At 59.8% G+C, this 26,971-nt stretch carries 26 protein-coding genes; 10 read left to right on the top strand and 16 right to left on the bottom strand.

Annotated elements, in window-relative coordinates:
* Window positions 1–9 precede the first annotated feature (9 nt).
* From bamA to NE851_RS20090, 9 genes are all read right to left on the bottom strand, one after another.
* On the bottom strand, window positions 10–2,343 hold the full coding sequence (gene bamA, locus NE851_RS20130; protein WP_047614966.1) for an outer membrane protein assembly factor BamA: 2,334 nt from the start codon (window positions 2,341–2,343) through the stop codon (window positions 10–12).
* Between the two features lie 197 nt (window positions 2,344–2,540).
* Window positions 2,541–3,674 carry an RIP metalloprotease RseP gene (gene rseP, locus NE851_RS20125; RefSeq protein WP_047614964.1) on the bottom strand — a complete coding sequence of 378 codons (1,134 nt, stop codon included), beginning with the start codon at window positions 3,672–3,674 and terminating at the stop codon, window positions 2,541–2,543.
* Between the two features lie 28 nt (window positions 3,675–3,702).
* Entirely contained in the window at window positions 3,703–4,533 is an 831-nt protein-coding gene (locus NE851_RS20120; RefSeq protein WP_097623115.1) for a phosphatidate cytidylyltransferase, read from the bottom strand.
* Window positions 4,533–5,276 carry an isoprenyl transferase gene (locus NE851_RS20115; RefSeq protein ID WP_028757646.1) on the bottom strand — a complete coding sequence of 248 codons (744 nt, stop codon included), beginning with the start codon at window positions 5,274–5,276 and terminating at the stop codon, window positions 4,533–4,535. Before NE851_RS20115 ends, NE851_RS20120 begins: the two co-directional genes overlap by 1 nt.
* 37 nt (window positions 5,277–5,313) lie before the next feature.
* A complete protein-coding gene (frr, locus tag NE851_RS20110) occupies window positions 5,314–5,874 on the bottom strand; it encodes a ribosome recycling factor (protein ID WP_028757647.1) in 561 nt (186 codons plus the stop codon).
* A 268-nt stretch (window positions 5,875–6,142) separates the two neighbouring features.
* Window positions 6,143–6,865 (bottom strand): UMP kinase, encoded by a 723-nt coding sequence (gene pyrH, locus NE851_RS20105; RefSeq protein ID WP_047614960.1) that lies wholly within the window; start codon window positions 6,863–6,865, stop codon window positions 6,143–6,145.
* A 95-nt stretch (window positions 6,866–6,960) separates the two neighbouring features.
* The gene (gene tsf, locus NE851_RS20100; RefSeq protein ID WP_047614958.1) at window positions 6,961–7,887 is read right to left on the bottom strand and encodes a translation elongation factor Ts; all 927 of its coding nucleotides are present in this window, start codon (window positions 7,885–7,887) and stop codon (window positions 6,961–6,963) included.
* Between the two features lie 241 nt (window positions 7,888–8,128).
* The gene (gene rpsB / locus NE851_RS20095) at window positions 8,129–8,896 is read right to left on the bottom strand and encodes a 30S ribosomal protein S2 (protein ID WP_003573382.1); all 768 of its coding nucleotides are present in this window, start codon (window positions 8,894–8,896) and stop codon (window positions 8,129–8,131) included.
* Between the two features lie 414 nt (window positions 8,897–9,310).
* Window positions 9,311–10,147 (bottom strand): cell envelope integrity EipB family protein, encoded by an 837-nt coding sequence (locus NE851_RS20090; RefSeq protein WP_047614955.1) that lies wholly within the window; start codon window positions 10,145–10,147, stop codon window positions 9,311–9,313.
* Between the two features lie 136 nt (window positions 10,148–10,283).
* On the opposite strand from NE851_RS20090, the gene NE851_RS20085 reads away from it, so the two are divergent.
* From NE851_RS20085 to NE851_RS20070, 4 genes are all read left to right on the top strand, one after another.
* Window positions 10,284–10,754, top strand: coding sequence for a RidA family protein (locus tag NE851_RS20085; RefSeq protein WP_047614954.1), 471 nt, complete (start codon window positions 10,284–10,286; stop codon window positions 10,752–10,754).
* Window positions 10,751–11,473, top strand: coding sequence for a glycerophosphodiester phosphodiesterase (locus tag NE851_RS20080; protein WP_047614952.1), 723 nt, complete (start codon window positions 10,751–10,753; stop codon window positions 11,471–11,473). The genes NE851_RS20085 and NE851_RS20080 overlap by 4 nt, the downstream gene beginning before the upstream one ends.
* Before the next feature lie 180 nt (window positions 11,474–11,653).
* Window positions 11,654–12,844: a GNAT family N-acetyltransferase gene (locus tag NE851_RS20075; RefSeq protein ID WP_047614950.1), complete on the top strand. Its 1,191-nt coding sequence runs from the start codon at window positions 11,654–11,656 to the stop codon at window positions 12,842–12,844.
* Window positions 12,845–12,997: 153 nt separating this feature from the next.
* Entirely contained in the window at window positions 12,998–13,429 is a 432-nt protein-coding gene (locus tag NE851_RS20070) for an HIT family protein (RefSeq protein WP_047614948.1), read from the top strand.
* 79 nt (window positions 13,430–13,508) lie between these two features.
* Here NE851_RS20070 and clpA read toward each other — a convergent pair whose 3' ends face one another.
* The 6 genes from clpA to NE851_RS20040 form a co-directional block, all read right to left on the bottom strand.
* A complete protein-coding gene (clpA, locus tag NE851_RS20065; RefSeq protein WP_097594576.1) occupies window positions 13,509–16,001 on the bottom strand; it encodes an ATP-dependent Clp protease ATP-binding subunit ClpA in 2,493 nt (830 codons plus the stop codon).
* A 10-nt stretch (window positions 16,002–16,011) separates the two neighbouring features.
* Entirely contained in the window at window positions 16,012–16,362 is a 351-nt protein-coding gene (gene clpS, locus NE851_RS20060; RefSeq protein WP_063475503.1) for an ATP-dependent Clp protease adapter ClpS, read from the bottom strand.
* A 379-nt stretch (window positions 16,363–16,741) separates the two neighbouring features.
* Complete coding sequence (locus NE851_RS20055; RefSeq protein WP_097623114.1) at window positions 16,742–17,113, bottom strand: phasin family protein; 372 nt, start codon at window positions 17,111–17,113, stop codon at window positions 16,742–16,744.
* Between the two features lie 272 nt (window positions 17,114–17,385).
* Window positions 17,386–17,589: a DUF3126 family protein gene (locus NE851_RS20050; protein ID WP_010021897.1), complete on the bottom strand. Its 204-nt coding sequence runs from the start codon at window positions 17,587–17,589 to the stop codon at window positions 17,386–17,388.
* A gap of 139 nt (window positions 17,590–17,728) precedes the next feature.
* Window positions 17,729–18,562, bottom strand: coding sequence for a serine O-acetyltransferase (cysE, locus tag NE851_RS20045; protein WP_097623113.1), 834 nt, complete (start codon window positions 18,560–18,562; stop codon window positions 17,729–17,731).
* A gap of 128 nt (window positions 18,563–18,690) precedes the next feature.
* Window positions 18,691–19,476, bottom strand: a complete 786-nt coding sequence (locus tag NE851_RS20040) for an alpha/beta fold hydrolase (protein WP_097623112.1) — start codon at window positions 19,474–19,476, stop codon at window positions 18,691–18,693.
* Window positions 19,477–19,646: 170 nt separating this feature from the next.
* Between NE851_RS20040 and NE851_RS20035 the strand changes: the two genes are divergently transcribed.
* On the top strand, window positions 19,647–19,892 hold the full coding sequence (locus NE851_RS20035) for a zinc-finger domain-containing protein (RefSeq protein WP_003539274.1): 246 nt from the start codon (window positions 19,647–19,649) through the stop codon (window positions 19,890–19,892).
* A gap of 27 nt (window positions 19,893–19,919) precedes the next feature.
* Window positions 19,920–21,074 (top strand): FAD-dependent monooxygenase, encoded by a 1,155-nt coding sequence (locus tag NE851_RS20030; RefSeq protein WP_097623111.1) that lies wholly within the window; start codon window positions 19,920–19,922, stop codon window positions 21,072–21,074.
* Between the two features lie 36 nt (window positions 21,075–21,110).
* Here NE851_RS20030 and NE851_RS20025 read toward each other — a convergent pair whose 3' ends face one another.
* On the bottom strand, window positions 21,111–22,301 hold the full coding sequence (locus NE851_RS20025; RefSeq protein ID WP_063475501.1) for a cystathionine beta-lyase: 1,191 nt from the start codon (window positions 22,299–22,301) through the stop codon (window positions 21,111–21,113).
* 360 nt (window positions 22,302–22,661) lie between these two features.
* Between NE851_RS20025 and NE851_RS20020 the strand changes: the two genes are divergently transcribed.
* The 4 genes from NE851_RS20020 (at window position 22,662) to NE851_RS20005 (ending at window position 26,957) form a co-directional block, all read left to right on the top strand.
* A complete protein-coding gene (locus tag NE851_RS20020; protein ID WP_047614893.1) occupies window positions 22,662–23,687 on the top strand; it encodes an amino acid ABC transporter substrate-binding protein in 1,026 nt (341 codons plus the stop codon).
* A gap of 102 nt (window positions 23,688–23,789) precedes the next feature.
* The gene (locus NE851_RS20015; protein WP_047614891.1) at window positions 23,790–24,992 is read left to right on the top strand and encodes an amino acid ABC transporter permease; all 1,203 of its coding nucleotides are present in this window, start codon (window positions 23,790–23,792) and stop codon (window positions 24,990–24,992) included.
* A 1-nt stretch (window position 24,993) separates the two neighbouring features.
* A complete protein-coding gene (locus tag NE851_RS20010) occupies window positions 24,994–26,148 on the top strand; it encodes an amino acid ABC transporter permease (protein WP_047614889.1) in 1,155 nt (384 codons plus the stop codon).
* Window positions 26,149–26,183: 35 nt separating this feature from the next.
* The gene (locus tag NE851_RS20005) at window positions 26,184–26,957 is read left to right on the top strand and encodes an amino acid ABC transporter ATP-binding protein (protein WP_063475500.1); all 774 of its coding nucleotides are present in this window, start codon (window positions 26,184–26,186) and stop codon (window positions 26,955–26,957) included.
* The last annotated feature ends 14 nt before the right edge of the window (window positions 26,958–26,971 follow it).

Here is a 26,971-nt window from a genome sequence, read left to right as displayed (position 1 = left end):
CTGCCGATATCAGAATTGGTTGTTGATGCCAAACTTGAAGTTCTGCGTCTTGTCGAAGTCTTCCTTGAGGACCGGGATTGCGTAATCCAGACGCAATGCACCGAAGGGAGACTGCCAGACAACACCGACACCGACGGAAGCGCGCAGCGAAGCACTGGTGCCCTCCGCTTGATCGGAGCCGAGAAGCTCGACATCATTGCCAAACAGCGTGCCGGCATCGGCAAAGACGGCGCCGCGCAGGTTGAAGTCACGCGGGAAGCCAGGCATCGGGAAGGTCGCTTCCGCCGACGCCGTGAAATAGGTCGTGCCACCGAGCGGGTCATCATTATCCCCGCTGATGCGTGGGCCGATCCCCTTGTTCTCGAAGCCACGAATATCGCCGTTGGTCAGGGTGAACTGATCGAAGACATTCAGGTGGTCGCCGAGGGGGACGACATAACCCGCCGAAGCCGAGACCGAGCCGATGATGTCGGCATCGTCGGCGAGCAGATGGTAGTAACGGGCCTTGCCGTAGATCTTGTAGAACTGCGAGTCGCCGCCGAGGCCGGCAAGTTCCTGCGTCGCCGTCGCATAGATGCCTTCACGCGGCAGGACGGTGTCATCAAGCGTGTTGTAGGTCAGCGTCTGCGAGACGGAAGAGCGCGTCCACGGGCTCTCATCGACCAGATTGGCATAGGTCGCCGAAAGATCGGAGGTATCGCCGTCATACTTCATCTGCTTGTAGTTATAGCGGAAGGTCGTCGCCAGATCTTCGGTGATCGGTGCGGTCACACGCAGAACGACGCTGGTTTCCTCGTAGTCATAGTCGTCGTTGCTCGACGTTTCGCTGCGGTTGACGTCGAAGCCTGCCGCCAGGCGATAGCCGAGGAAATAGGGTTCGGTGAAGCTGACGCCGTAGGCGCGCGAGCCTTCCTGACCGCCGCCGGCCGAAATGCGGATATACTGGCCGCGGCCGAGGAAGTTCTTTTCCTCGATCGATGCTTCGAGCAGCAGACCGTCGCCGCCCGCGGCATAACCCGCGCCGACACCGAACGAACCAGTCGACTGATCCTGCACGTCGACGACCACCACGACACGGTCGGGCGAGCTGCCCGGCTGGGTGGAGATATTGACGGAAGAGAAGTAACCCAGCGCTTCGAGGCGACGCTTGGCCTTGGTGATCATCTGCTGATTGAAGGCGTCGCCTTCGCTCATGTCGAATTCGCGGCGGATCACGTAGTCGCGCGTGCGGCTGTTGCCGCGGATCTCGATACGCTCGACATAGGCGCGTTCGCCTTGGTCGACCAGATATTCGACGCCGATCGTATTGTTGTTGAGGTCGCGGTTGCCGCGCGGCGTGACGCGCGCAAAAGGATAACCGGCAGACGCCACCTGATCGGAGATCGCCTCGATCGACTTCTGCACGTCCTTGGCGCTGTAGACACGACCTTCATGGGTGCGCACGAGCGGCAGCAACTGATCGGAACCGACGCCTTCGACGGTCGACTGGACGGTCACCGGTCCGAAATCGTAGCGCTGGCCTTCCTCGATGTTGAAGGTGAGCGTGTATTTGTTGGTCGCGTCGTCGAAGGTGGCATCGGAAGAGACGATGCGCATGTCGGCGTAGCCGCGATTGTAATAGAACTGGCGCAGCGCTTCTTCGTCGGCGTGGAGCTTGTCTTCGTTATAGACGTCCTTGCGGGTCAGGAACGAAAGGAAGTTCGAACGCTTGGTATTGATGACGGCAGCCAGGCGGCCGGCACTGTAGGCATTGTTGCCGACGAAGTTGATCGAATCGATCTTGGTGCGATCACCTTCGTTGATGACGAAGGCAAGGTTGACGCGGCCTTCGCCGAGCGGCACCACCTGCGTCGTCACTTCGACCTCGCTGCGGCCGGTGGCAGCGTAGGCATCCTTGATCGACTGAATGTCGGACTGGATCTGGGTGTCGCTGTAGGGACCGGCGGCATGGGTCTGGACGATGGTCGCGAGCTTGTCGTCCTTGATCTTGCGGTTGCCGTTGAAGACGACCTGATTGACGAGCTGAGCTTCCTGAACGTTGACGACGAGCGTGCTTCCCGAGACCGAGATCTTCACGTCGGAGAAGTACCCCGTACCGTAAAGCTGCTTGACCGAAGCATCGATATCGCTGTTGGAAAAACTCTTCCCGGGAGAGATGGTGAGGTTCGACCGGACGGCTTCCGCGCCGACGCGGCTTGCGCCGCGCACATCGATACGCTGGATGACGGCGGCCTCAGCAGCCGTAGCGGAAACGAACGTCAAAGCACCTGCGCCCGAAGCAACAACACTAGCAGACAGCGCAACCGCCGATACTGCGTTCAAAAACTTTGAACCAGCCTTCATTTCACCTATTACCTTTGTTTCCCTCGTCCCCGGCTCCGGGAGAACCCGATTCCGGTCACGTGTGTCGTTTTACCCGCTTTTGACATACAAGCAAGCGAGGTCGTTAATTTCTGTTTACTTCATTTGCAAGCGTGACCCATTCGCCACTACAGCCTTGAAACATCGTAAATAAACAGTAATTCCCTCGCCTTGCTCGTTTACCCTCTGATCGAGCCGATGTCGTTCCAGGTCGTGAAAACCATTAATGTCAATATCATTGCCAAGCCGATGCGAAATGCAATTTCCTGAGCCGTGGAGCCCAGCGGCTTCCCCCTCACCGCTTCCACCGCATAGAACATCAGGTGGCCGCCATCAAGTACCGGAACCGGCATCAGGTTAAGCAATCCTATCGAAACCGAAAGCATTGCCGCAAGCTGCAGCACCGCGCCTATGCCAAGCGTAGCCATCTGGCCCGAAGCTTGCGCCACGCGGATCGGCCCACCCAGTTGGTCGGCCCGCATCGTTCCGGCGAAGATGTTGCCGATATATTTGAAAGTGCCGGTGACGATGTCGCGAGTCTGGATCACGCCCTCCTGCAGCGCCTCGAGAGGCGTATAGGTCTTCAGGCGGAAGTTGCCAGCCTGCTGATTGGTGACGATGCCGATCTGGCCCAGCTCGATCTTGTTGCCGAACTGGTCGGTCTGGTCGGTGCGTTGCGGCACCATCGGCAGATCGAGCTTCTCGCCGCCACGCTCGATCGTCACGACGATCTTCTGGCTCGGGCGGATGCTGACATAGCGGCGCACGTCGTCGAAGGTCTCGACCTTGTTGCCGTCGATGGCGACCAGCAGGTCGCCGGGAAGGATGCCGGCGGCAGCAGCGGCGCCATCCGGCTTGACCTCGGCAACGACAGGATCGGCGATCATGCGGCCATAGACAGAAAAAAGAACGGTGAAGATGGCGATCGCCAGCAGAAAATTGGCGATCGGGCCGGCTGCGACGGTGGCAGCGCGCTTCCACAGCTTGGCGCCGGCAAAGGAGCGCGCCCTGTCTTCCTCGGACATGGCGGCGAGTTTGTCGGCGTCTGGCTTGCTCGAGGCGTCTTCGTCGCCGAAGAACCGGACATAACCGCCCAGCGGGATCACCGAAATCTTCCAGCGTGTTCCGTGGCGGTCGGTGAAGCCGAAGATCTCCGGACCGAAGCCGACGGAAAAGGCAAGGATGCGAATGCCGCTCCAGCGCCCGACGAGATAGTGGCCCATCTCATGCACGAAGACGAGCAGCGAGAGCACGAGGATGAAGGTGACGATATTCCCCATCAAGAATCCGTATATGCCGGTCACCGTTTCCATGAGTCCCTTCCGTCAAGCTGCCGCGTCATCAGAGGCCGAACAATGCCGCGCCGAGCGAGGTCATCTCAGCCCCCTTTATCAGGGAAAAAAGCCCAGCTAGCAAGAACGCCGAAAAACAGGCAAAAATCAGTCCGTCGACACGGTCCATGACGCCGCCATGGCCCGGAATGAGATGGCTTGAATCCTTGACGCCGAATTTCCGTTTGATGAAAGATTCGAAAAGATCGCCCGACTGGCTGCAAACCGACAGAACCAGCGCTACGCCGGCGGCGATGATTTCAGCGCCCGGAAGGAGAAAATGGACGAGAACGACGCCGGCAGCGACGGCTGAAACGGCGCCGCCGATTGCGCCCGACCACGTCTTTCCAGGCGAGATCGAAGGGGCAAGCTTCGGTCCGCCGAGCGCCCTGCCGACGAAATAGGCGAGGATATCGGTTGCCCAGACGACGGCAAAGACGAAGAGCATGGCATAAAGGCCAGGCCGGTCATCGCTTCTGATCGCGGCGAGCGCCAGGCCGGTGGCGCCGGCATAAAACAGGCCAGCCGGAAACCAGCGGCTCGTGCCGTGCAGGATGATCAGGGCGATGCCGACGGCGGTGACGCCGGCCAGCATCCCGGCGGCGAATTCGAAATTGCCGACAAGCACGAGAAAGGCGACTGCCGCCTCGCCGATCCAGCCGACGGCATTGGCGACCCAATCACGCGCGATGCCTGTTATTTTCGACCATTCATAATAGATCAGCAGGCCGATCGCGGCCGCCAGGATACGAAAGGCAAGACCGCCATACCAGGTGGCGGCAAGAACGATGACCGCAAGAATCAGTCCTGAAACGATGCGGAGCTTCAATTCCCTCTGCATCAGGTGCCGACCGCGGCTGCCTGCGACGACAGGCCGCCGAAGCGCCGGTCACGAGAGGCGAATTTCTCGAGCGCCTGGCGGAAGATCTCGGGGCTGAAATCCGGCCAGTATTCCGGAAGGAAGATGAATTCCGAATAGGCGGCCTGCCAGAGCAGGAAGTTGGAAAGCCGCTCCTCGCCGCTGGTGCGGATGATGAGATCCGGATCGGGGATGCCTGCCGTGTCGAGACGGGCGTTGATGAGCGCGGGGGTGATGTCCTGCGCCCTCAGGCAGCCGGCCTCGACATCCCGGGCCAAACTCACCACGGCGCGGGCGATCTCGTCGCGCGAGCCATAGTTGAAAGCGATGACCAGCGTCAGCGCCGTGTTGTCCTTGGTCGTTTCCTCCGCCTCGAGCAGCAGACCGAGAATGTCGCTGCGCAGGCTGTGGCGGTCGCCGATCACCTTGATGCGCACATTCTGGCGATGAAGCTCGGCGAGGTCGCGCCGAATGAAAGCCTTGAGCAGGCCGAGCAGATCGGAAACCTCGGCCTCGGGCCGGCGCCAGTTCTCCGAGGAGAAGGCAAAGAGGGTCAGATATTTTATGCCGACGGCACCGGCGGCGCGCACTGTCTCGCGGACCGCCTCGACGCCCTTGCGATGGCCCATCGTGCGCGGCAGGCCACGCTGCTTGGCCCAACGGCCATTGCCGTCCATGATGATGGCAACATGCTCAGGCACGGTCACAAATACAGATTCCGACATTTCCCGTCCGGTCTTTCCAGGCAAAGGCACAGATCCACTAGACCTGCATGATTTCCTTTTCCTTCTCGCCAAGCAAGCGGTCGATTTCGGAAATCGTCTCGTCCGTCATCTTCTGTACACGTTCCGACTGCGCCCTGCTCTCGTCCTGGCCGATTACACCATCCTTTTCGGCCTTCTTGAGGCCGTCCATGCCGTCGCGGCGGACGTGGCGAATCGCGACCTTGCTCTTTTCAGCATAGTCGTGAGCCACCTTGACGAGCGACTTGCGGCGCTCCTCGTTCAGCTCCGGCAGCGGAATGCGCAGGTTCTGGCCGTCGACGATCGGGTTGAGACCGAGATTGGATTCGCGGATACCGCGCTCGACGGCGCTGACCATCGACTTGTCCCAGACGGAAACCGACAGCATGCGCGGCTCAGGCACGGTGATGTTGGCGACCTGGTTCAGCGGCATGCGCGAACCGTAGGCCTCGATCGTTACCGGATCGAGGATGTTGGCCGAAGCCCGGCCGGTGCGCAGCGATGCGATGTCGCTCTTGAATGCGGAAACCGCGCCATCCATGCGGCGCTTCAGTTCCTTGATGTCGATACCTTCACTCATGTCGATGCTCCCGTATAAAGCGCGTCGCGATCTTTCAGATTCGCTTGCCGCGCTTTAGGTCTTTGGTTTGCGCATGCCGTCATCGCAAAACCGCTGCACACTTTTGCGCGACATGCTCTAGAGCATGATGCCGAAAAGCGTCAGCGGCTTTCGGACGACATCATGCTCTAACTATTTAATGTAGAACATGATTCAGATTTCAGGCCAACCGGCCTAAAATCATCATGTTCTATCCAGGGCTGCGCCTGATAAAGCGGCGCAGCTTATATCAGTTGTCGGAGACGATGGTCTTGAGGCCACCGCCCGTCAAGATTTCAGCAAAACCGCCCTTCTCGTGGATCGAGAAGACGATAATCGGAATGGAATTCTCCCTGGCGAGCGCGACGGCGGCAACGTCCATCACCGCTAGTCCCCTATCCAGCACTTCCTGGTGCGTCAGGCGGTCGAGGCGGGTCGCATCGGGATATTTCTTCGGGTCGGCGGTGTAGATCCCGTCCACCTGCGTGCCCTTGAAGATCGCTTGTGCGCCCATTTCGGCGGCGCGGAGAGCTGCGGCAGAATCGGTGGTGAAGAAGGGATTGCCGGTGCCGCCGGCAAAGATCACCACGCGTCCCATCGACAGATGATAAAGGGTTGCACGCTGCGAAAAGCTCTCGCAGATCTCCGGCATGGAGATGGCGGAAAGCACCACCGTATCGATGTTCAGCTTGCGCAGCGAGGTCGCCAGCGCCAGAGCATTGATGATGGTGCCGAGCATGCCCATATGGTCGCCGGTGACCCGGTCGCCGCCCTTGGACGCTACCGCGACCCCGCGGAAAATGTTGCCGCCACCGACGACGACGCCGACTTCCACGCCCATATGCCTTGCCTCGGCGATGTCAGATGCAATGCGGTCCGCCACCGCGACATCGATCCCGAAACCCTGGCCACCCATGAGCGCTTCGCCGGAGGCCTTGAGTAGAACGCGTTTATAGACAGGCTCTAAAGACATCTTGGCTCCTCGTAAATTGCCGTGAATGCCCGATACACGAAGGGCATCGCGTTGTCACGCGATGCCCTAGTGTTTTCCCAATTATGGCTGGAAGATCAACCCTTGACGGCAGCCGCAACTTCGGCTGCGAAATCGGTCTCTTCCTTTTCGACGCCTTCGCCGAGCAGAAGACGGGCCATGCCGGCGACTTCGATCGGTGCGCCAACGGCCTTTTCAGCTTCCTTGATGGCGGCTGCGACGGTCAGATCCGGATTGATGACGAAAGCCTGCGAGAGAAGGGCGACTTCCTCGAAGAACTTGCGCATACGGCCTTCGACCATCTTCTCGATGATGTTGTCAGGCTTGCCGGAAGCGCGCGACTGCTCGATGAAGACGTTGCGCTCGCGCTCGGCGACGGCGGCATCGACTTCTTCCGGGCGGATCGCCAGCGGCGCGGTCGCAGCGATGTGCATGGCGACCTGGCGGCCGATTGCGTTCAGGGCTTCCTTGTCGCCGGTCGACTTCAGCGCCACGAGAACGCCAAGCTTGCCGAGGCCGTCGGAAACAGCATTGTGGATATAGGTGGCGACGACGCCGTCCTCGACGGAGAGAGCGGTCGAACGGCGCAGGTTCATGTTCTCGCCGATCGTTGCGATCGCATCCTTGATCGTGTCGGAAACGGACTTGCCCGATGCCGGGTAGGTCGCAGCCGCAACGGCTTCGACGGTACCGTCCGTGGAGACGGCGACCTTGGCGATGCCGCGGACGAGATCCTGGAAGGCGTCGTTACGGGCGACGAAGTCGGTTTCGGAATTAACTTCGACGACGACGGCCTTGGTGCCCTGGCTCGAAACGCCGATGAGGCCTTCAGCGGCGGTGCGGCCGGACTTCTTGTCGGCCTTGGCGATGCCCTTGGCGCGCAGCCAGTCGATCGCCGCTTCCATGTCGCCACCGGTTTCAGCAAGAGCCTTCTTGCAGTCCATCATGCCTGCGCCGGTCTTTTCGCGCAGTTCCTTCACCATTGCAGCCGTAATCTCGCTCATTAGCTTCCTCTTGTCGGTTCATACGGTGGGCCGCAGAGCGCGGCTCGGCACCGGATTGAGGCACGAAATGTACCTGTATGTATGACAGCGTGATGAAGACGCGCCATACCGAAACTTAGTCTGGCGAAGAGCCTGACGCCCTCGCCCTGAAACAGGCAAGGCCGCCGAACTTCGATGAGTCGCGAGCGGCCTTTCCCAGTCTCTGTAAGCTTTGGCGGAGCTTTCGATCCGCCCGCCTTCATCAGCCTTCGGCTGCTTCCTCGAGAGCCGGCTCGACCGGAACCTCGGAGGATGCGCCGAGATCGCGGCCGGAAGAGCTCTGCTGACGCGCAATACCGTCGATGGCGGCGCGGGAGATCAGCTCGCAGTAAAGAGCGATGGCGCGCGATGCGTCGTCGTTACCCGGGATCGGATAGTCGATCAGGTCCGGATCGCAGTTCGAGTCGATAATGGCGACAACCGGGATGCCGAGGCGCTTGGCTTCGTCGATCGCGATCTTTTCCTTGTTGGTGTCGATGATGAACATCAGGTCGGGGGTGCCGCCCATATCGCGGATACCGCCGAGAGCCTTGTCGAGCTTTTCACGCTCGCGCTCGAGGTTCAGGCGTTCCTTCTTGGTGAAGCCCTGGGCTTCGCCGTTCAGGATCTCGTCGAGCTTGCGCAGGCGCTGGATCGAGTTGGAGATCGTCTTCCAGTTCGTCATCATGCCGCCGAGCCAGCGCGAGTTGACGTAATACTGGGCCGAACGCTTGGCGCTGTCGGCGATGATCTCAGACGCCTGGCGCTTGGTGCCGACGAAGAGAACGCGGCCGCCGCGGGCAACGGTGTCGCTGACGACCTGAAGGGCGCGCGACAGCATCGGAACGGTCTGGGCCAGATCGATGATGTGAATGTTGTTGCGATCGCCGAAGATGTACGGTTTCATCTTCGGGTTCCAGCGATGCGTCTGGTGGCCGAAGTGGACGCCTGCCTCGAGAAGCTGGCGCATAGAAAAATCAGGCAATGCCATGCCTTGTTACTCCTTTTCCGGTTGAACCTCCGCAAGGCGAACAGCACCCTCTTCGAGGATGCCACCGGGCGGAACAGCCCGGATTTCTCCCGGACGATCCCATGCCTTACGTGTGGAATGCCGGTGCCCATACATTCGATTTGGCGCAAAAGCAAGGCTTATGCCGAAAAAACCGACCCATTAACCCGGCACCGCGTATCGATGCGGGAAAAAATGAAAAGGATAACTGTCGGCTTCTGCGAACGCCGCCGTTCAACTCGCCAGCGCGAGACCTGCGACAGACATCAATTTGGATGCAGGTGCCCTGCCAACAGCTTTGCTGCAAGGATCGCATCACCCTTGCAGATCAGGGCGGTGCGTGGACGATTTGATCGTCGCCGATCACCCGACCGTGGTTTTTTCAAAAGCCTGCGTCTACTTGCAGACCTCGGCCTTGCGTTCGAGCAACTCCAGCTTGGCAAGCTTGCCGGTCAGGACGAAATCGCCGTAATCCATCGTCAGGTCGCGGGTGATGCCGTTCTCATAGAGCTTGAACGACATGCGGTAGACCGGCAAAGCATCCGATTTCGCATTCTCGTTGAAATAGGCGATCGTCACCGGCCAGAAGGCGGTCTTGGAGAAGGCGCCGGCATTCCCGGCATCGGCCTCCTCGGCAATCGGCGTCTCCTGCTTGCCGACGATCGTCGTCGTCACCAGCGATTTGTCGCCGTCATCGGAACCGTCGAAGACGCGCGCCTCGAAGAAGCGCTTGCCGTCCTTGGCGTTCTGGATGACGTCGAGCATATGTTCCGTGGGAAAACGGCTTTCGGCAAGCTGCAGTTCGCGGCTCGACGGCTGCTTGAGATCGACCTTGACACCGTCGGGCTGATCCTGCGCGGCACCGTTGACCTCCTTATCGAGCTGGTCGTCGGTGAAGGATTTGGTGTCGAAGGTGAACTTGCCATCCTTCAGGTTCTCGAAGGTCTTCGTCTGCTGGTCGCTGACGCGCACGCTGTCGCCGGTATCGATCTGCGTGACGAAGCGGAAGTTGGTCGTGAAGCCCTGGCAATAGCTGCCGTCGAACTCATAGACCATCCGACCATACATGCCGGCGATGCCGGAGCGGTCCGAAGCGTCCTTCAATTCCAGATCGTAGACCGCGCGATGTGCGACGAGGCCGGTCGCGATCGCAGCGCTTACCGCGGGCGCAGCCGCCCATGCATTGGCGGAAACGCTGGCGAGAAGCAGAGCGACAAGACTCGATCGGAACATTCATTAACTCCTGTTGGACTCGGTCGCGATGTTATAAGAACGCTTTCGGCCAAATCGAGGCTCGAACCTGTCATATTAAAGATTCTAGTCTTGATGCATAATTTTTGAAGAATTGACAACAAAAGCGGAGACGAAAATGTCCGATGAAATTGCTGCACGCCTGACTGAGATGGGGATAACCCTGCCCGAAGCCGCAGCACCTGCTGCAAATTACGTTCCCTATGTCATCAGCGGCAATCTTCTCTACATCTCCGGCCAGCTGCCGCTCGAAGGCGGCAAGGTCGCCGTCACGGGCCATCTCGGCAAGACCGTCGACGTTGCGGGCGGCCAGCGCGGCGCCGAACTCTGCGCCATCAACATCCTCGCCCAGGCGAAGGCGGCACTTGGCGGCGATCTCGGCCGTATCCGGCGCGTCATCAAACTGAACGGCTTCGTCGCCTCGGCGCCCGACTTCGTCGAGCAGCATCTCGTCATCAATGGCGCTTCGAACCTGATTGCCGGCGTACTCGGCGAGGCCGGCAAACATGCGCGCGCCGCCGTCGGCATGGCTGCCCTGCCGCTGAACGCCGCCGTCGAGATAGATGCTATCATGGAAATCGCCGAATGACCACCAATGCTGCCTGGATCAAGGACGTGCCGGTCGCCCATCGCGGCTATCACGACCTCAACAAGCATGTCTGGGAAAACACGCTTTCGGCCTTTTCGCGTGCCGTCGAAGCGGGCTTTGCGATCGAATGCGACCTGCATTACGCCTCCGACGGCGTGCCGGTCATCTTTCACGACGAGGACCTGCAGCGCCTGTGCAATCTCAACGGCGACATCCGTGAGCGCACGTCGCGGGAGCTTGGCCTGATCGCCGTCGGCGGGACCAGCGACAAGGTGCCGACGTTGCGCCAGCTCCTTGACCTCGTCGAGGGCAAGGTGCCGCTGGTGCTGGAGCTCAAGGGTCGCGAGGCCGATGACGAGGGTTTTGCCGAAGCCGTTCTCGAAGTGCTCGAAAACTATGAGGGCAAGGTGGCGCTGATGAGCTTCGACCACTGGCTGCTGCGCGATCTGAAGGCGCTTGGCTCACCCTACCCGCTCGGGCTGACGGCCAACGGCAACACGCCGGAGGAGTTCAAGACGCATGCGAAGGCGATGGAGATCGGTCTCGATTTCATCTCCTATTATTATGACGAGCTGCCGAATGCCTTCATCACAAGTCAACGCGAAAAGGGCATTCCCGTCATTACCTGGACGGTGCGTGACGAAGAGGCGCGCCGGCGTACATTCGCAAACGCAGACCAGATGACTTTCGAAGGCTTCGATCCGCGCGTGGCGGTTTGACGCTCGCTTTTTGGCCAAGATCATGCGCAAACTGCCACATAATTCCTTAGATCGGAATCGATTTAAGGATAAAATTGTGCAGCAACTCAAAGCGTTACAGCGTCCTTTGCGCGTCTGAAAGACGCGTGGCGCTGTAAGGCAGAGCCGAAACCAGCCTCCCACAGGCTTCGCATTTGCTCCATGACTGATGAACTGTCCATTCGCGTAGAACGCTCCTTCACCGCGATTTCCCCGGAGAGCTGGTCCAGGCTTTCCGGGGCCTCGAAGACTTGCGCCACGCTTGCCTACAACCCCTTCGTTTCGCACGCCTTTTTGTCGTCGCTGGAGGAATCCGGTTCAGCCAGCGCCGAGACCGGCTGGCTCGGCCACCACCTGCTGCTCGAAACCGATCGCGGCGAGCTGATCGGCGCCCTGCCCGGCTATCTCAAGAACCACAGCCAGGGCGAATATGTCTTCGATCATGGCTGGGCCGACGCCTTCGAACGGGCCGGCGGGCGTTATTACCCCAAACTTCAGTGCTCCATTCCGTTCACGCCGGCGACAGGTCCGCGTCTTCTTGTCGCCGAGGGGCTGCAGCGGCTGCCGATCCAGAGCGCCATCGCCGAAAGTCTGAAGGAGGTCGTGCGCCGGCTCGGCATCTCCTCGGCCCATATCACCTTCGTGCCGGACGAGGAGATCGGCGTTTTCGAGATGGACGGCTATCTGCACCGCACCGACCAGCAATTCCATTTCATCAATGACGGCTATGCCAATCACGAGGCGTTTCTCGAAACGCTCGCCTCGCGCAAACGCAAGGCGTTGCGCAAGGAGCGCCGCGCCGCGCTCGAAAACGGCATCAGCATCGACTGGCTGACCGGCCGCGACCTGACGGAGCGCATCTGGGACCAGTTCTTCAAATTCTACATGGATACCGGCGGCCGCAAATGGGGCCGGCCCTACCTCACCCGCAAATTCTACTCGCTGATCGGCGAGCGCATGGCCGATGACATCCTGCTCGTCATGGCCAAGCGCGACGGGCGTTATGTCGCCGGCGCAATCAACTTCATCGGCGGCGATACGCTCTATGGTCGTCACTGGGGCTGCATCGAGGATCATCCCTTCCTGCATTTCGAGGTGTGCTACCACCAGGCGATCGACTTCGCCCTTTCGAAAGGGCTGAAGCGCGTCGAAGCCGGAGCGCAAGGCGAACACAAGCTTGCCCGCGGTTACCTCCCTGTGACGACGCATTCGGCCCACTACGTCGCCCATGCCGGCCTTCGCCGGGCAATCGGCGACTATCTCGCGCGCGAGCGCGCCGATGTCGAGCATATGAGCGAGGTGCTGAGTGAGCACAGTCCTTTCCGCAAGGGCGAGCGCCTGCAGGAGGATTGACGCTGCCCTGCCGGGCGCGTTACCCGATCAACCCCTGCATAGCTCCATAAATCGGAATCGATTTAAGGAGTTATGCAGTAATTTAAAATGCTACAGCGTCCTTTGGGCGTCAGAAAAGACGCGCGGCGCGGTAGGAACCGAGGAGATTTCGCGATGACCGACCCGGCCGACTATGACGACAACAATATCTTCGCCAAGATCCTGCGCGGCGAAATCCCCTCACACCGGATCTACGAGGACGCGCACACGATCGCCTTCATGGATGTGATGCCCCAGGCGCCGGGCCACGTGCTCGTCGTTCCCAAACCGGCGTCGCGCAATATCCTCGATGCCGATCCAGCGACCCTCGCCCACGCGATATCAGTCGTCCAGAAGGTCGCCATTGCGGTCAAGGACGTCTTCGATGCCGACGGCGTCTTCATCGCCCAGTTCAACGAACCGGCCGCCGGGCAAACGGTGTTTCATCTGCATTTCCACGTCATCCCGCGCCATGAGGGTGCTGCGCTCAAGCCGCATTCCGGCAAGATGGAGGATGGCGCCATGCTTGCCGCCCATGCCGAAAAGATCAGGGCGGCACTGGCGTAACATCGATCCCTGGCGATGCCCAGAAACGAAAAAGGCCGCGTGTAAGACGCGGCCGTTTCCAATTTGGTGGGACGAAAGCTCACTTCTTGCGCGGAACCTTCGGAACCGTGCTTCCCTTCTTCGGAGCGTCGCGGACTTCAGGCTCGGCCTGCGGCACGGTCTTGGCGCGAGCCTTGGGAGCCGGCTTCGTCTTCAGCTCGCCATCCCCCTCATCGCCGGCTTCGGGATGCACGACCTCAGCTTCCGGCTTCGGCTTGATCGGCGCCGTATCCGGAATGGCTTCCAGCACGATGCCGGGCTTGCCGTCTTCCTTCGGGCCGACGGTGACGTTGACGACGCCGCCCTTCTTCAGCTTGCCGAAGAGGATCTCGTTGGCAAGCGGCTTCTTGATCGTGTCCTGGATGACACGGGCAAGCGGGCGGGCGCCCATCTTCTCGTCGTAACCCTTTTCCGAAAGCCAGGCGATCGCGTCCTCATGCAGGTCGAAGGTGACGTTCCTTTCGGAAAGCTGGGCCTCCAGCTGCATGATGAACTTCTGCACGACCTTGTGGATAACGGCCGTCGGCAGCGCCGCGAAGGGAATGATCGCGTCGAGACGGTTGCGGAACTCCGGCGTGAAGAGGCGGGTCAGCGCCTCCTCGTCCTCGCCGGTGCGCTTGGACGAGCCGAAGCCGATCGCCGCCTTGGCCATTTCGGAAGCGCCCGCATTGGTCGTCATGATCAGGATGACGTTGCGGAAGTCGATCTTCTTGCCGTTATGGTCGGTCAGCGTGCCGTGGTCCATGACCTGCAGCAGGATATTGTAGATATCCGGATGCGCCTTCTCGATTTCGTCGAGCAGGACCACGCAATGCGGGTGCTGGTCGACGCCATCGGTGAGAAGACCGCCCTGGTCGAAGCCGACATAGCCGGGAGGTGCGCCGAGCAGACGCGAAACCGTGTGCCGCTCCATATATTCCGACATGTCGAAGCGCAGGAGTTCGACGCCGAGCGACGAGGCCAGCTGCTTTGCCACCTCGGTCTTGCCGACGCCGGTCGGACCGGAGAAGACATAGGCGCCGATCGGCTTGTTCGGTTCGCGAAGACCGGCGCGCGCCAGCTTGATCGACGTCGAAAGAGCTTCGATCGCGATATCCTGGCCATAGACGACCGACCGCAGTTCCTGCTCGAGATTGGCGAGCACGGCTTCGTCGTCCTTGGAGACGGTCTTCGGCGGAATACGCGCCATCGTCGCGACCGTCGCCTCGATCTCCTTTTCAGTGATCAGCTTGCGGCGCTTCGACGGCGGCAGCAGCATCTGGGCCGCACCCGTTTCGTCGATCACGTCGATCGCCTTGTCGGGCAGCTTGCGGTCGGAGATGTAGCGGGCCGACAATTCGACGGCCGACTTGATGGCGTCGTTCGAATAACGCAGATGGTGATACTCTTCGAAATAGGGCTTCAGGCCCTTCATGATTTCGATTGCATCATCGATCGACGGTTCGCTGACGTCGATCTTCTGGAAACGACGCACCAGCGCCCGGTCCTTCTCGAAGAACTGGCGATATTCCTTGTAGGTGGTCGAACCGATGCAGCGGATCGCGCCCGATGACAGGGCCGGCTTCAGGAGGTTCGAGGCATCCATCGCGCCGCCCGAGGTGGCGCCGGCGCCGATCACCGTGTGGATCTCATCGATGAAGAGCACGGCGCCCGGATATTCTTCCAGTTCCTTGACGACCTGCTTCAGGCGTTCTTCGAAATCGCCGCGGTAGCGCGTGCCGGCGAGCAGCGTGCCCATGTCGAGCGAGAAGATCGTCGCATCGGCGAGCGCTTCCGGAACCTTGCCTTCGACGATGCGCTTGGCAAGGCCTTCGGCGATCGCCGTCTTGCCGACGCCGGGATCACCGACGTAGAGCGGATTGTTCTTCGAACGACGGCACAGGATCTGGATGGTGCGGCTCACCTCGGCGTGACGGCCGATCAGCGGATCGATCTTGCCGCCCTTGGCCTTCTCGTTGAGATTGACGCAATAGGCTTTCAGCGCATCCTGCTGCTTCTTGGGGCCGCCCTCTTCTTCGCCGCCGCGCGCCGTCGGCTTGCTGCTTTCGGCTTCGTCCTCGGCGCCGCGCGGCGGGCGAGCCTCCGAAGCGCCAGGCCGCTTGCCGATGCCATGGGAGATGTAGTTGACAGCGTCGTAGCGGGTCATCTCCTGCTCCTGCAGGAAATAGGCAGCATGGCTCTCACGCTCGGCGAAGATCGCGACGAGCACGTTGGCGCCGGTCACCTCTTCGCGGCCGGAGGATTGCACATGGATGACGGCACGTTGGATGACGCGCTGGAAGCCGGAGGTCGGCTTCGAATCCTCGTCATAACCGGTGATCAGATTGGACAGTTCATTATCGACATATTCGACGAGCGTCTTGCGCAGCGCGTCGAGATCGACATTGCAGGCGCCCATGACCGCGGCCGCATCGGCATCGTCGATCAGGGCGAGCAGCAGATGCTCGAGCGTCGCATATTCGTGGTGCCGCTCGTTGGCAAAGGTCAGTGCCTGATGGAGCGCCTTCTCTAAACTAGGCGAAAATGTTGGCACGTTCAGATCCTCACTTCTTTTCCATGACGCATTGCAGCGGATGCTGGTGCTGCCGGGCGAAGTCCATCACCTGGCTGACCTTCGTTTCCGCTACCTCGTATGTGAATATTCCGCATTCGCCGACGCCGTGGTTATGGACATGGAGCATGATGCGGGTGGCACTTTCACGATCCTTCTGAAAAAAACGCTCCAGAATATGGATGACGAATTCCATGGGAGTGTAGTCGTCATTCAAAAGCAGCACACGATAAAGATTGGGCTTCTTGGTCTTCGGCTTAGTGCGTGTGATGACCGAGGTTCGATTTGCGTTGTCCCCGTTCCTTTCGCTGTCGTTCTGCATCCGGATCGGCGTTGCGATCATTGTCATTCATTCCTCAAGCAATCCGGCGGAGCATGGGAGGGTGCTTTTCCCGCCGAATATCTGAAACACTAACTTAGTTCATAATAGGCTGATTTTAAGCCCCCTGTCAGTCACTGCAATCAAGAAATGGCCGGCATGCACGGGAAAGACCAAAAAAGTCCCCAAAGCATGTCGCGCAAACCGTGCAGCGGTTTTGCGGCAACGACATGCCTAAAAACAAAGACCTGAAGCGCGAAGAGCGAATCTAAAAGATTGCGCCGCGCCTTAGCCCATTCCATGGAAGCGCTGCAGCGAAAGTGGAAACAAAAAGACCGGCCACAGATGCGTAGCCGGTCCTCATATTTCAATATGTAGCGCAGGTTGCGCCGGGATAATCAATTCACGCGGCGGCTGATGTCGCCGCCGGCGCCGACTTGGTGGCCTTGGCGACGGCAGCGGCGATCGGAGCCTCGTAGGGCTTGTAAGCGGACTTGGCGAGATCGGCATACATCTCGCCGAGCTTCGTCGTCTCGGAGACAAGGTTCTCATAGTACGACTTGACATAGCTCGTCTGCAGCTCGAAAGCTACCTCGAAGCTCTTGGCGCCGGCCAGCGTTTCGAAGTGCGTCACCGCATCCTGGAAGGATTTCTTCGAATATTCAGCGGCTTCGGCGGCGATCGCCTGAAAGCCCTTGGCCGTCTCGGAATAGGTTTTCAGCGCCGTGTCGACGGCTTCCTTGCTCTTTTTGTTGGCATCGTCAAAGTTGAACATGAGGCATCCTCCGTTGGGCTGTGGCTGGCGGCAGGGTAGCTGCAATGCACAAATAGTCAAGTAGTCTTGTGCGCTGCAAAACATCCGAAGGTTGCATTACAAAAAGATAACAAAGCATGCGCGCCGGGGCACGTACGTCTTTAGTTGATTTTGCTAATATATATCACAAAGACACAACCGGAGGCTTTAAAAAAATTTTGACTCGGCAACAAAAAAACAAAAAAAGACCGGGCGGATCGCGCCGCCCGGTCCCTTGAAGTTTTCGAGAACGATCAGAGATCGACGTCGAGGATCGCCATCGAAAAGTTGTAGGAGCGGTCGCCGTCCTCGTCATCGATATAGACGACGCCCAGAAATTCTTCGCCGAGATAGACTTCCGCAGAATCATTCTTGCGCGGACGCGCCTTGACGATGATCTGCGGGTTGAACATGCGTTTGAAATAGGCGTCGAGCTTCTTGATTTCTTCTGGCTTCACTCTGTCATCTCCGTAAGCAGTCTTGATTGGCCGCTTCTTGCACAGGAAAAGCAGCGGTGTAAAGGCAAGGGTTGCCGCTTGGCGATTCTGTCCCCGCTCAGGCTCCGCCGACTGTTCCTATCCTTTATCCAACAGGCGCTCAGATATCAGCGCCGATTACCTGATCCATGTTGCGCGACGGCTCCGAACAACCGGCTTCGCCGACAACCTTGGCCGGCACGCCCGCGACCGTCTTCTTGGGCGGCACCGCCTTCAATACGACGGAACCGGCGGCGACGCGTGAGCAGTAGCCGATCTCGATATTGCCGAGGATCTTCGCGCCGGCGCCGATCATGACGCCGCTGCCGATCTTCGGATGGCGGTCAGCGCCCTCTTTGCCGGTGCCGCCGAGTGTCACGCCGTGCAGGATCGAGACGTTGTCGCCGATAACGGCCGTCTCGCCGACGACGAGGCCGGTGGCGTGATCGAGGAAAATGCCCTTGCCGATACGGGCGGCGGGATTGATGTCGGTCTGGAAGACGCTGGAGGAGCGGCTCTGCAGATAGAGCGCGAAATCACGCCGGCTGCGGTTCAGCAGCCAATGGGCCAGTCGATGCGTCTGCAGCGCGTGGAAGCCCTTGAAATAGAGCACCGCCTCCATGAAGCGCAGGCAGGCGGGATCGCGGTCGTAGATGGCCTGGATATCGACGCGCAGAATGGAGCTCCATTCCGGCCAGTCGAGGAGCATCTCCTCAAAGGTCTGGCGAAGCAGGTTCGCCTGCATGTCGGGGTGATCGAGACGTTCGCAGATGCGGTGGATGACGCATTCCTCGAGCGAATGGTAGTTGATCACCGTCGAATAGAGGAAGGCGGCGAGAACGGGGTCCCGTTCGGCGGCGAGCCGGGCTTCCTCGCGCAGGCTGTCCCAGATGGGATCCATCACCTTCACGGGATGGCCTGTGTCAAAAGCACGGATGTCAGTCTTTGCGACCATCGCCGCTCTCCTCGTTGCCAGCCGGAATGCCGTTTTCGGAATGCCAATATATAGAGGAAAACGCCAATAACATAAATGGGTGCCGTCGCCATGGTTTTTTAGCATGGTTTTTCGCCATCACGATGATGTCAGCGATGAGCGACCCTTGCATAGAAGGCCAGCACCGCCTGCTTGAAAACCCTGTCGCCGACGGCGAGCATATGATCGCGGCCCGGAATATCGAGTGCTTCGGCATTGGGCATCAGCGCCGCCAATTCCTGCGGTGAGCCGGCGATATCGTCCTTGGTGCCGACGCCGATCAGCGTTGGCATGTCGAGCTTGGCCATGTCAGAACGGGCGACGAGATCGCGTGAGCCGCGGATGCAGACGGCAAGGGCAGTGCGGTCACTCTTCGTCTGCTCGGCGAAGGCGCGGAACATGCGACCGCGGCTATGCGTCACCGCCTCCAGCGAGGGCGCCAGCAGCGCATCGGCGATCGGGTCCCAGTCGCCGACACCGTCGGTCATGCCGATGCCGAGGCCACCGAGCACCAGCGAACGGACGCGATGCGGATTGGCAAGTGCGGCAAAGACGGAAATGCGCGCCCCCATCGAATAGCCCATGACATTGGCTTCGGGGATGCCGAGATGATCGAGCAACGCGATCGCATCGCCGGCCATGACCCAGGGACGATAGGCTTCGGCATCGTGCGGCTTGTCGCTTGCACCATGGCCGCGATTGTCGATGGCGATCACCCGGTAACCGGCATCACCCAGCGTCTTCAGCCAGCCCGGATGCACCCAGTTGACGTTTGCCGTCGAGGCAAAGCCGTGGATCAACAAGACGGGGACACCGGCCGGATCGCCCTCATCGAAGAAGGCGAGCTGCAATCCGTCATGGGTGAAGCTTGAAAATGCGGGCGTATTCAGGTTCATCGGGTCTTCCTTTTGGCGCGACCATAATCGAGCCGCCTTTTATCGTGAAGCCAAAAACTGTGGCTGAAAACTGTGCCCGAAAACTGTGACTGGCGCGGCGCTTTGGCTCTACACATTTGCGGCGAAGACTTATAAGGTTCGCGCACATTTCAAAGCATTCGGAGAGCGACATGGCCGGCCACAACATTCCCCACTTCCAGAACGACGGCGGTCACCGCGTTATCGAAGTCGGCGTCAAGGAATTCATGTGCACCGGCGCTTCGGCTCCCTTCGATCATCCGCACATCTTCATCGACATGGGCGACGACAACGAAAAAGTCTGTTCCTACTGCTCGACGCTCTACCGCTTCAATTCGGCGCTCAAGCCCAGCCAGACCAATCCGGCCGGCTGCGTTTTCCACGTGAAGGCGGCGTAGTCGGTCCAGATCTGGATCGGGCGAACCATGCCGGTCGAACATGCCGCCATCATCGGCGCGGGGATCTCAGGGCTGACAGCCGCCCTTGCGCTTTCGCGCCGGGGTATCAGCTCGGAGATTTTCGAGCAGGCGGGCGAACTCGCCGACATCGGCGCCGGATTGCAGATCTCGCCGAACGCCTCGCGCATCCTTGCCGAACTCGGTATTCTTGAAGGCCTGTCGAAGCTCTGGCTCGAGCCGGACGCGATCCGGCTGATATCGGGCAGTTCACTGCGCCAACTCGCGGCGGTGCCGGCGGGCAAATTCGCGCGGCAACGCTGGGGCGCGCCCTATGGCGTCCTGCACCGCACCACATTGCAGAAAGCCCTTCTGGCTGCAGTCGCGGCCGACCCGCTCTGCCGGCTTCATCTGGGTGTGCGGATGGAATCGACGCTGCCGCCTTTCGAGCAGACCGCCGATGTCGTGATCGGTGCGGATGGTGTCTGGTCGAAGCTGCGGCAATCCGTTCCGGGCAGCCCCTCGCCGCGCTTTTCCGGCAATATCGCCTACCGCTTCACGATAACCGAGGATGAAGCGCCCGCTTTCCTCGACCGGGCAAGCGTTTCGGCTTTCCTCGGCGGTTCGGCGCATCTCGTCTGCTATCCGCTGAAGGAGACCGGCAGCTTCAACATGGTGGCGATCACCGCCGGCAACATCGCACCGCAGGCCTGGCAAAGCGAGCCGACGGCCGAACAGCGCACGCAACTGCGGACGCGGCTTGCCGGCTGGAACGCCGCAATCGTCTCGCTGCTCGAAAAACACCCGAAGCTGACGTTCTGGCCGCTGTTCGAAACCACATCAGGCGCTTGGCAGGACGGCCGAAAGACGATTCTGATCGGCGACGCCGCGCATGCGATGATGCCTTTTGCCGCCCAGGGAGCGGCGATGGCGATCGAAGACGCCTATGAACTCGCCGCCTTTCTCTCGAACCATCCCGTGTCGGAAGCACTGGCGCTGTTCGAAAGACATCGGGCGCCGCGTATCGCGAAACTTCGCCAGCGTGGCGCCTTCAACCGGTTTGCCTATCATGCGAAAGGGCCGATCCGGATCGGCCGCGATCTCGTGCTCGGCCTCAAGCCGCCGCAAAGCCTGGCGGCGGATCTCGACTGGATCTACGGCTATCGGTCCGTGCAGTTGCCATAGAGCGCTGCAAGCGGCAGCATCGCCCGGCGATGCCGCTCAGACGGCACTTGCAGCAGCAAAACCCCGCTCGATATCGGCCTTGAGGTCGGCCACATCCTCGATGCCAATCTGCAGGCGGATGACAGGGCCATCCGGCGGGGCCTTGGCGACCTTGCGATCGTTGAGATGGGCGTGCAAGGCGAGGCTTTCAAAGCCGCCCCAGGAATAGCCGAGCCCAAAAATCCTCAGCGCATCAAGGAAGGCATGCGCCTTTGCCGTGAATTTCTCGGGGCTGTCGGCCGCAAGCACGAAGGAAAAGATGCCGCTGGCGCCCTTGAAATCGCGCTTCCAAAGATGGTGAGAGGGGAAACTCGGCAGGGCCGGATGCAACACGCGGGCGACGTCCTCCCTGCCCTCCAGCCATTCGGCGATATCAAGCGCGCTTTCATAATGCCGCTCGAGGCGCAGGCCCATGGTGCGCAATCCGCGCAGGATCTGGTAGGCATCATCGGGTGCGCCGCAGATGCCGAGCACGCCGTTCGATTCCTTCAGCCGCTCCCAGTGCTCGGCATTGGCCGAAACCGTTCCGAGCAGAATATCGGAATGGCCGGACGGATATTTCGTCGCCGCATGGATGGAGATGTCGACGCCGTGATCGAGCGGCCTGAAATAGAGCGGCGTCGCCCAGGTATTGTCCATCATGACGATGGCGCCAAGGCGGTGCGCAACGGCCGATATCGCCGGAATGTCCTGCATTTCGAAAGTGTTGGAGCCGGGAGCCTCGGTGTGGACGATCTTGGTATTCGGCCGAAACAACGCCTCGATGCCGGCGCCGATCGTCGGATCGTAATATTCCACCTCGACGCCGAGACGCTTCAGCATCGTATCGCAGAAATGCCGGGTCGGACCGTAGACCGAATCGACGACAAGCGCATGATCGCCGGCGGCGGAAAAGCCCAGGAACGGAATGGTGACGGCCGCGAGACCCGAGGGCACGAGGATCGTGCCGGCTGACCCTTCGAGCGCGTCAATCGCCTCGCAGAGCGCATCGGTCGTCGGCGTGCCGCGCGTCCCGTAAGTGTATTTCTGCGCGTGTGTCTTCATCACCTGCGCATTCGGAAACAACACCGTCGAGGCGTGCACGACCGGGGGATTGACGAAGCCGTGATAGTCGAAGGGGTCGTTGCCGATATGGGTCAGGCGGGTGTTGATGCCGGCATTCTGCAGCAAGCTGTCTTTGTCTTTCATGTCGGAAATAGCCTTTGGCGAAGGGTCGCGAAACCAGACTTTTGGACGCCCCGTAATATCCGGTCAACCCCTTGGAGATGGATCGCCAGCGACGGACCAAAGCGGCGGAACTCACGATTTCGCGTTAATTTTCCGCAACTAGCCGCCTATTTCATAACCAAGTGCCCATCAACGCGGCGCAATCTGCCAAAATGCTGAAATTTGCCGCAATTATTGACCGCGACACTTGACCATGGTGACATTTGCGACTGTGATAGAACAACTCGCGCCGGGAGGGTGTCGAGCAAATGGGGAGGCGGCAGATTTCGCCGGAACTTCCCACAAGAAAATACAAGACAACGGAAAAGGTTGGGAAAAAAAATGAAGAACAAGCTTCTGTCGGCCTCAATCGGCGCAGCAGTTTTCGCTCTTGGCGCTTCGGCTGCTTCGGCCACGACACTCGAAGATGTAAAGGCAAAGGGTTTCGTTCAGTGCGGCGTCAATACCGGCCTTACCGGCTTTGCCGCACCTGACGCTTCCGGCAATTGGGCCGGCTTCGACGTCGACTTCTGCAAGGCGGTCGCCTCGGCTGTCTTCGGCGACCCCACCAAGGTCAAGTACACGCCGACAAACGCGAAGGAGCGCTTTACTGCCCTTCAGTCCGGCGAAATCGATGTTCTCTCGCGCAACACCACGTGGACGATCAACCGCGACACCGCACTCGGCTTCAACTTCCGTCCTGTCACCTATTATGATGGTCAGGGCTTCATGGTTCGCAAAAGCCTGAACGTGAAGTCGGCTCTCGAACTTTCCGGCGCCGCGGTCTGCGTACAGTCGGGCACGACCACGGAACTGAACCTCGCCGATTACTTCAAGACGAACAATCTGCAGTACAATCCGGTCGTCTTCGAGAATCTTCCTGAGGTCAACGCGGCCTATGACGCCGGTCGTTGCGACGTTTACACGACCGACCAATCCGGTCTCTATTCGTTGCGTCTGACGCTCAAGAATCCCGACGAACACGTCATCCTTCCTGAGATCATCTCCAAGGAGCCGCTTGGCCCGGCCGTCCGTCAGGGTGACGATCAGTGGTTCGACATCGTTTCCTGGACGGCTTATGCGCTGATCAATGCCGAAGAGTTCGGCATCACCCAGGCAAATGTCGACGAGATGAAGAACTCGCCGAACCCGGACATCAAGCGCTTCCTCGGCAGCGAGGCCGACACCAAGATTGGCACCGATCTCGGCCTGACCAATGATTGGGCCGCCAATATCATCAAGGGCGTCGGCAACTATGGCGAAATCTTCGAGCGCAATATCGGCCAGGGTAGCCCGCTCAAGATCGCACGCGGCTTGAATGCTCTGTGGAACAAGGGCGGCATCCAGTACGCACCGCCGGTTCGTTAATCGAGCACCAGCATGAAATGCCGGGAAGGCGGCCAGCCGCCTTCCCACTTCCAAAAAGTTAAAAAGAAAGCCCGAAAACGGGCACAAGGGGATTGGCGCGGCATGACGCATGAGGCTGTGGATAGGACACCTTTGCATAACACCGGCTGGAGTTTCCGGTCGGCAATGTACGACCCGAAATACCGGAGCATATTTTTCCAGGTTTTGACAATTGTTGCCCTCGTGGCGTTTGTGTGGTGGGTTGCCCATAACACGGCCGTAAACCTTGCCCGCAGCAATACGGCATCTGGTTTCGGCTTTCTCAGCGGTCGCGCCGGTTTCGAAATCGGCCAGTCGCTGATCGGCTATTCAAGCGACTCGACTTATGCACGCGCACTTCTCGTCGGCATTCTGAATACTTTGCTGGTGGCGGTGACGGGCATCATCACGGCGACCATCATCGGTTTCATTATCGGGATCGGCCGGCTGTCGCGGAACTGGCTGATTTCCAAGCTCTGCACGGTCTATGTCGAAATCTTCCGCAACATTCCGCCGCTGCTCGTCATCTTCTTCTGGTATCTCGGCGTTCTCTCCGTCCTGCCACAGCCGCGCGAATCGGTGGGGCTGCCGTTCAATATGTTCCTCAACAACAGAGGACTAGCCTTCCCGAAGCCGATCTTCGAGACAGGCATGATCGCGGTCGGCATCGCCCTGGTGATTGCGATTGTCGCCACCATCATCATGGCGCGCTGGGCCCATAAACGCCAGGCCGCAACTGGCCAGCCGTTCCATACGGTATGGGCGTCGATCGCGCTGATCGTCGGTTTGCCATTGCTGGTTTTCATTGCTTCCGGCTTTCCGCTCACCTTCGATGTTCCGATCGCCGGTAAATTCAATCTGACGGGCGGCTCGGTCGTCGGCCCGGAATTCATGTCGCTGTTTCTCGCTCTGTCCTTCTATACCGCATCCTTTATCGCCGAGATCGTTCGCGGCGGCATTCGCGGCGTTGCGAAGGGACAATCCGAGGCAGCCGGCGCGCTGGGGCTGCACCCGTCGAGCGTGACGAGACTTGTCGTGGTGCCGCAGGCGCTGCGCATCATCATCCCGCCGCTGACGAGCCAGTACCTGAATCTGACCAAGAACTCCTCCCTCGCCATCGCGATCGGTTTTTCGGATCTCGTTGCCGTCGGCGGCACAATCCTCAATCAGAGCGGTCAAGCGATCGAGATCGTTTGCATCTGGGGTATCGTCTATCTCGGCTTGAGCATTCTCACGTCGCTGTTCATGAATTGGTTCAACGCCAAGATGGCACTGGTGGAGAGATAAGATGTCGGTCGCCGATAAACCCTTCGTCAGAACGTCCATCCTTGCGGCCGAACCGCCGCCCCCCGGGGAGCGCGGAGCCGTCGCCTGGATACGCCGCAATCTTCTTGCAACCCCGAAAGACATAATCCTGACGATCCTGGCTGTTGCGCTGATCGCATGGGCCGTGCCGCAACTGGTCAACTGGCTGTTCATCCAGGCCGTATGGTCCGGCCCGGACCGCACATTCTGCGCGACGACGATCCAGGGCGGCATCCAGCCTGATGGCTGGAGTGGAGCATGCTGGGCCTTCGTCAGCGCCAAATACGATCAGTTTATCTTCGGCCGCTATCCGCTCGACGAGCGTTGGAGGCCGGCGATCGTCGGGATCCTGTTCATTGTGCTGCTGGTTCCGATGCTGATCCCGTCGGCGCCGCGCAAGGGACTGAACGCCATTCTTCTGTTCGCCGTCCTGCCCGTCATCGCCTTCTGGCTTCTTCACGGGGGTTTCGGCCTCGAAGTGGTGGATACTCCGCTCTGGGGCGGGTTGATGGTGACCCTTGTCCTGTCCTTCGTCGGCATTGCCGTTTCCCTGCCCTGCGGTATTCTGCTTGCGCTGGGGCGCCGCTCGAAGATGCCCGTCATCCGGATGCTTTGCGTTACCTTCATCGAGGTCATTCGAGGCGTTCCGCTGATCACCGTCCTGTTCATGGCCAGTGTCATGCTGCCGCTCTTCCTTCCCACCGGCTGGAACGTAGACAAATTACTCCGGGCGCTGATCGGTGTTTCGATCTTCACCTCGGCCTATATGGCTGAAGTGATCCGCGGCGGCCTTCAGGCGATCCCGAAGGGACAGTTCGAGGGCGCCGATTCGCTTGGCCTCGGTTATTGGCAGAAGACACGGCTGATCATCATGCCGCAGGCCATCAAGCTCGTCATCCCGAGCATCGTGAACACCTTCATCGGAACGTTCAAGGACACGTCGCTGGTCACCATTATCGGCATGTTCGACCTGCTCGGTATCGTCAAGCTGAACTTCTCCGATGCCAATTGGGCAAGCGCCGTCACGCCGATCACCGGCCTGATCTTTGCCGGCTTCATCTTCTGGCTGTTCTGCTTCGGCATGTCGCGCTATTCAGGCTTCATGGAACGCCATCTCGATACCGGCCACAAACGATAAGAACGCTAAAACGATAAGAATGAGGGAAAATAGTCATGGCTGAAGCTCCAGCGAAAAAACTCACCGTTTCCGCAACGGAAGTGGCGGTCGAGATCGTCAACATGAACAAGTGGTACGGTGATTTCCACGTGCTGCGCGACATCAACCTGAAGGTCATGCGCGGCGAGCGCATCGTCATCGCCGGGCCGTCGGGCTCGGGCAAGTCGACGATGATCCGCTGCATCAACCGTCTGGAAGAGCATCAGAAGGGCAAGATCATCGTCGACGGCACCGAACTCACCAACGATCTGAAGAAGATCGACGAGGTCAGGCGCGAAGTCGGCATGGTGTTCCAGCACTTCAATCTCTTCCCGCACCTGACGATCCTCGAAAACTGCACGCTGGCGCCGATCTGGGTGCGCAAGATGCCGAAGAAGCAGGCGGAAGAGATCGCCATGCACTTCCTGAAGCGGGTCAAGATCCCGGAACAGGCCAACAAATATCCGGGCCAGCTCTCCGGCGGCCAGCAGCAGCGCGTGGCGATCGCCCGCTCGCTCTGCATGAATCCGAAGATCATGCTGTTCGATGAGCCGACCTCGGCGCTCGATCCGGAAATGATCAAGGAAGTGCTCGACACCATGGTGGGCCTTGCCGAGGAAGGCATGACCATGCTCTGCGTCACCCATGAAATGGGCTTTGCCCGTCAGGTCGCCAACCGCGTCATCTTCATGGACCAGGGTCAGATCGTCGAGCAGAATTCGCCGGCCGAGTTCTTCGACAATCCGCAGCACGAACGCACCAAGTTGTTCCTCAGCCAGATCCTGCACTAAGCTTGGGAGCCGAA

The sequence above is a fragment of the Rhizobium anhuiense bv. trifolii genome (assembly GCF_024346605.1).
Lineage (GTDB): Bacteria > Pseudomonadota > Alphaproteobacteria > Rhizobiales > Rhizobiaceae > Rhizobium > Rhizobium anhuiense.
Note: the sequence above shows the minus strand (reverse complement) of the source record. Positions and strands in the feature narration are given on the sequence as shown.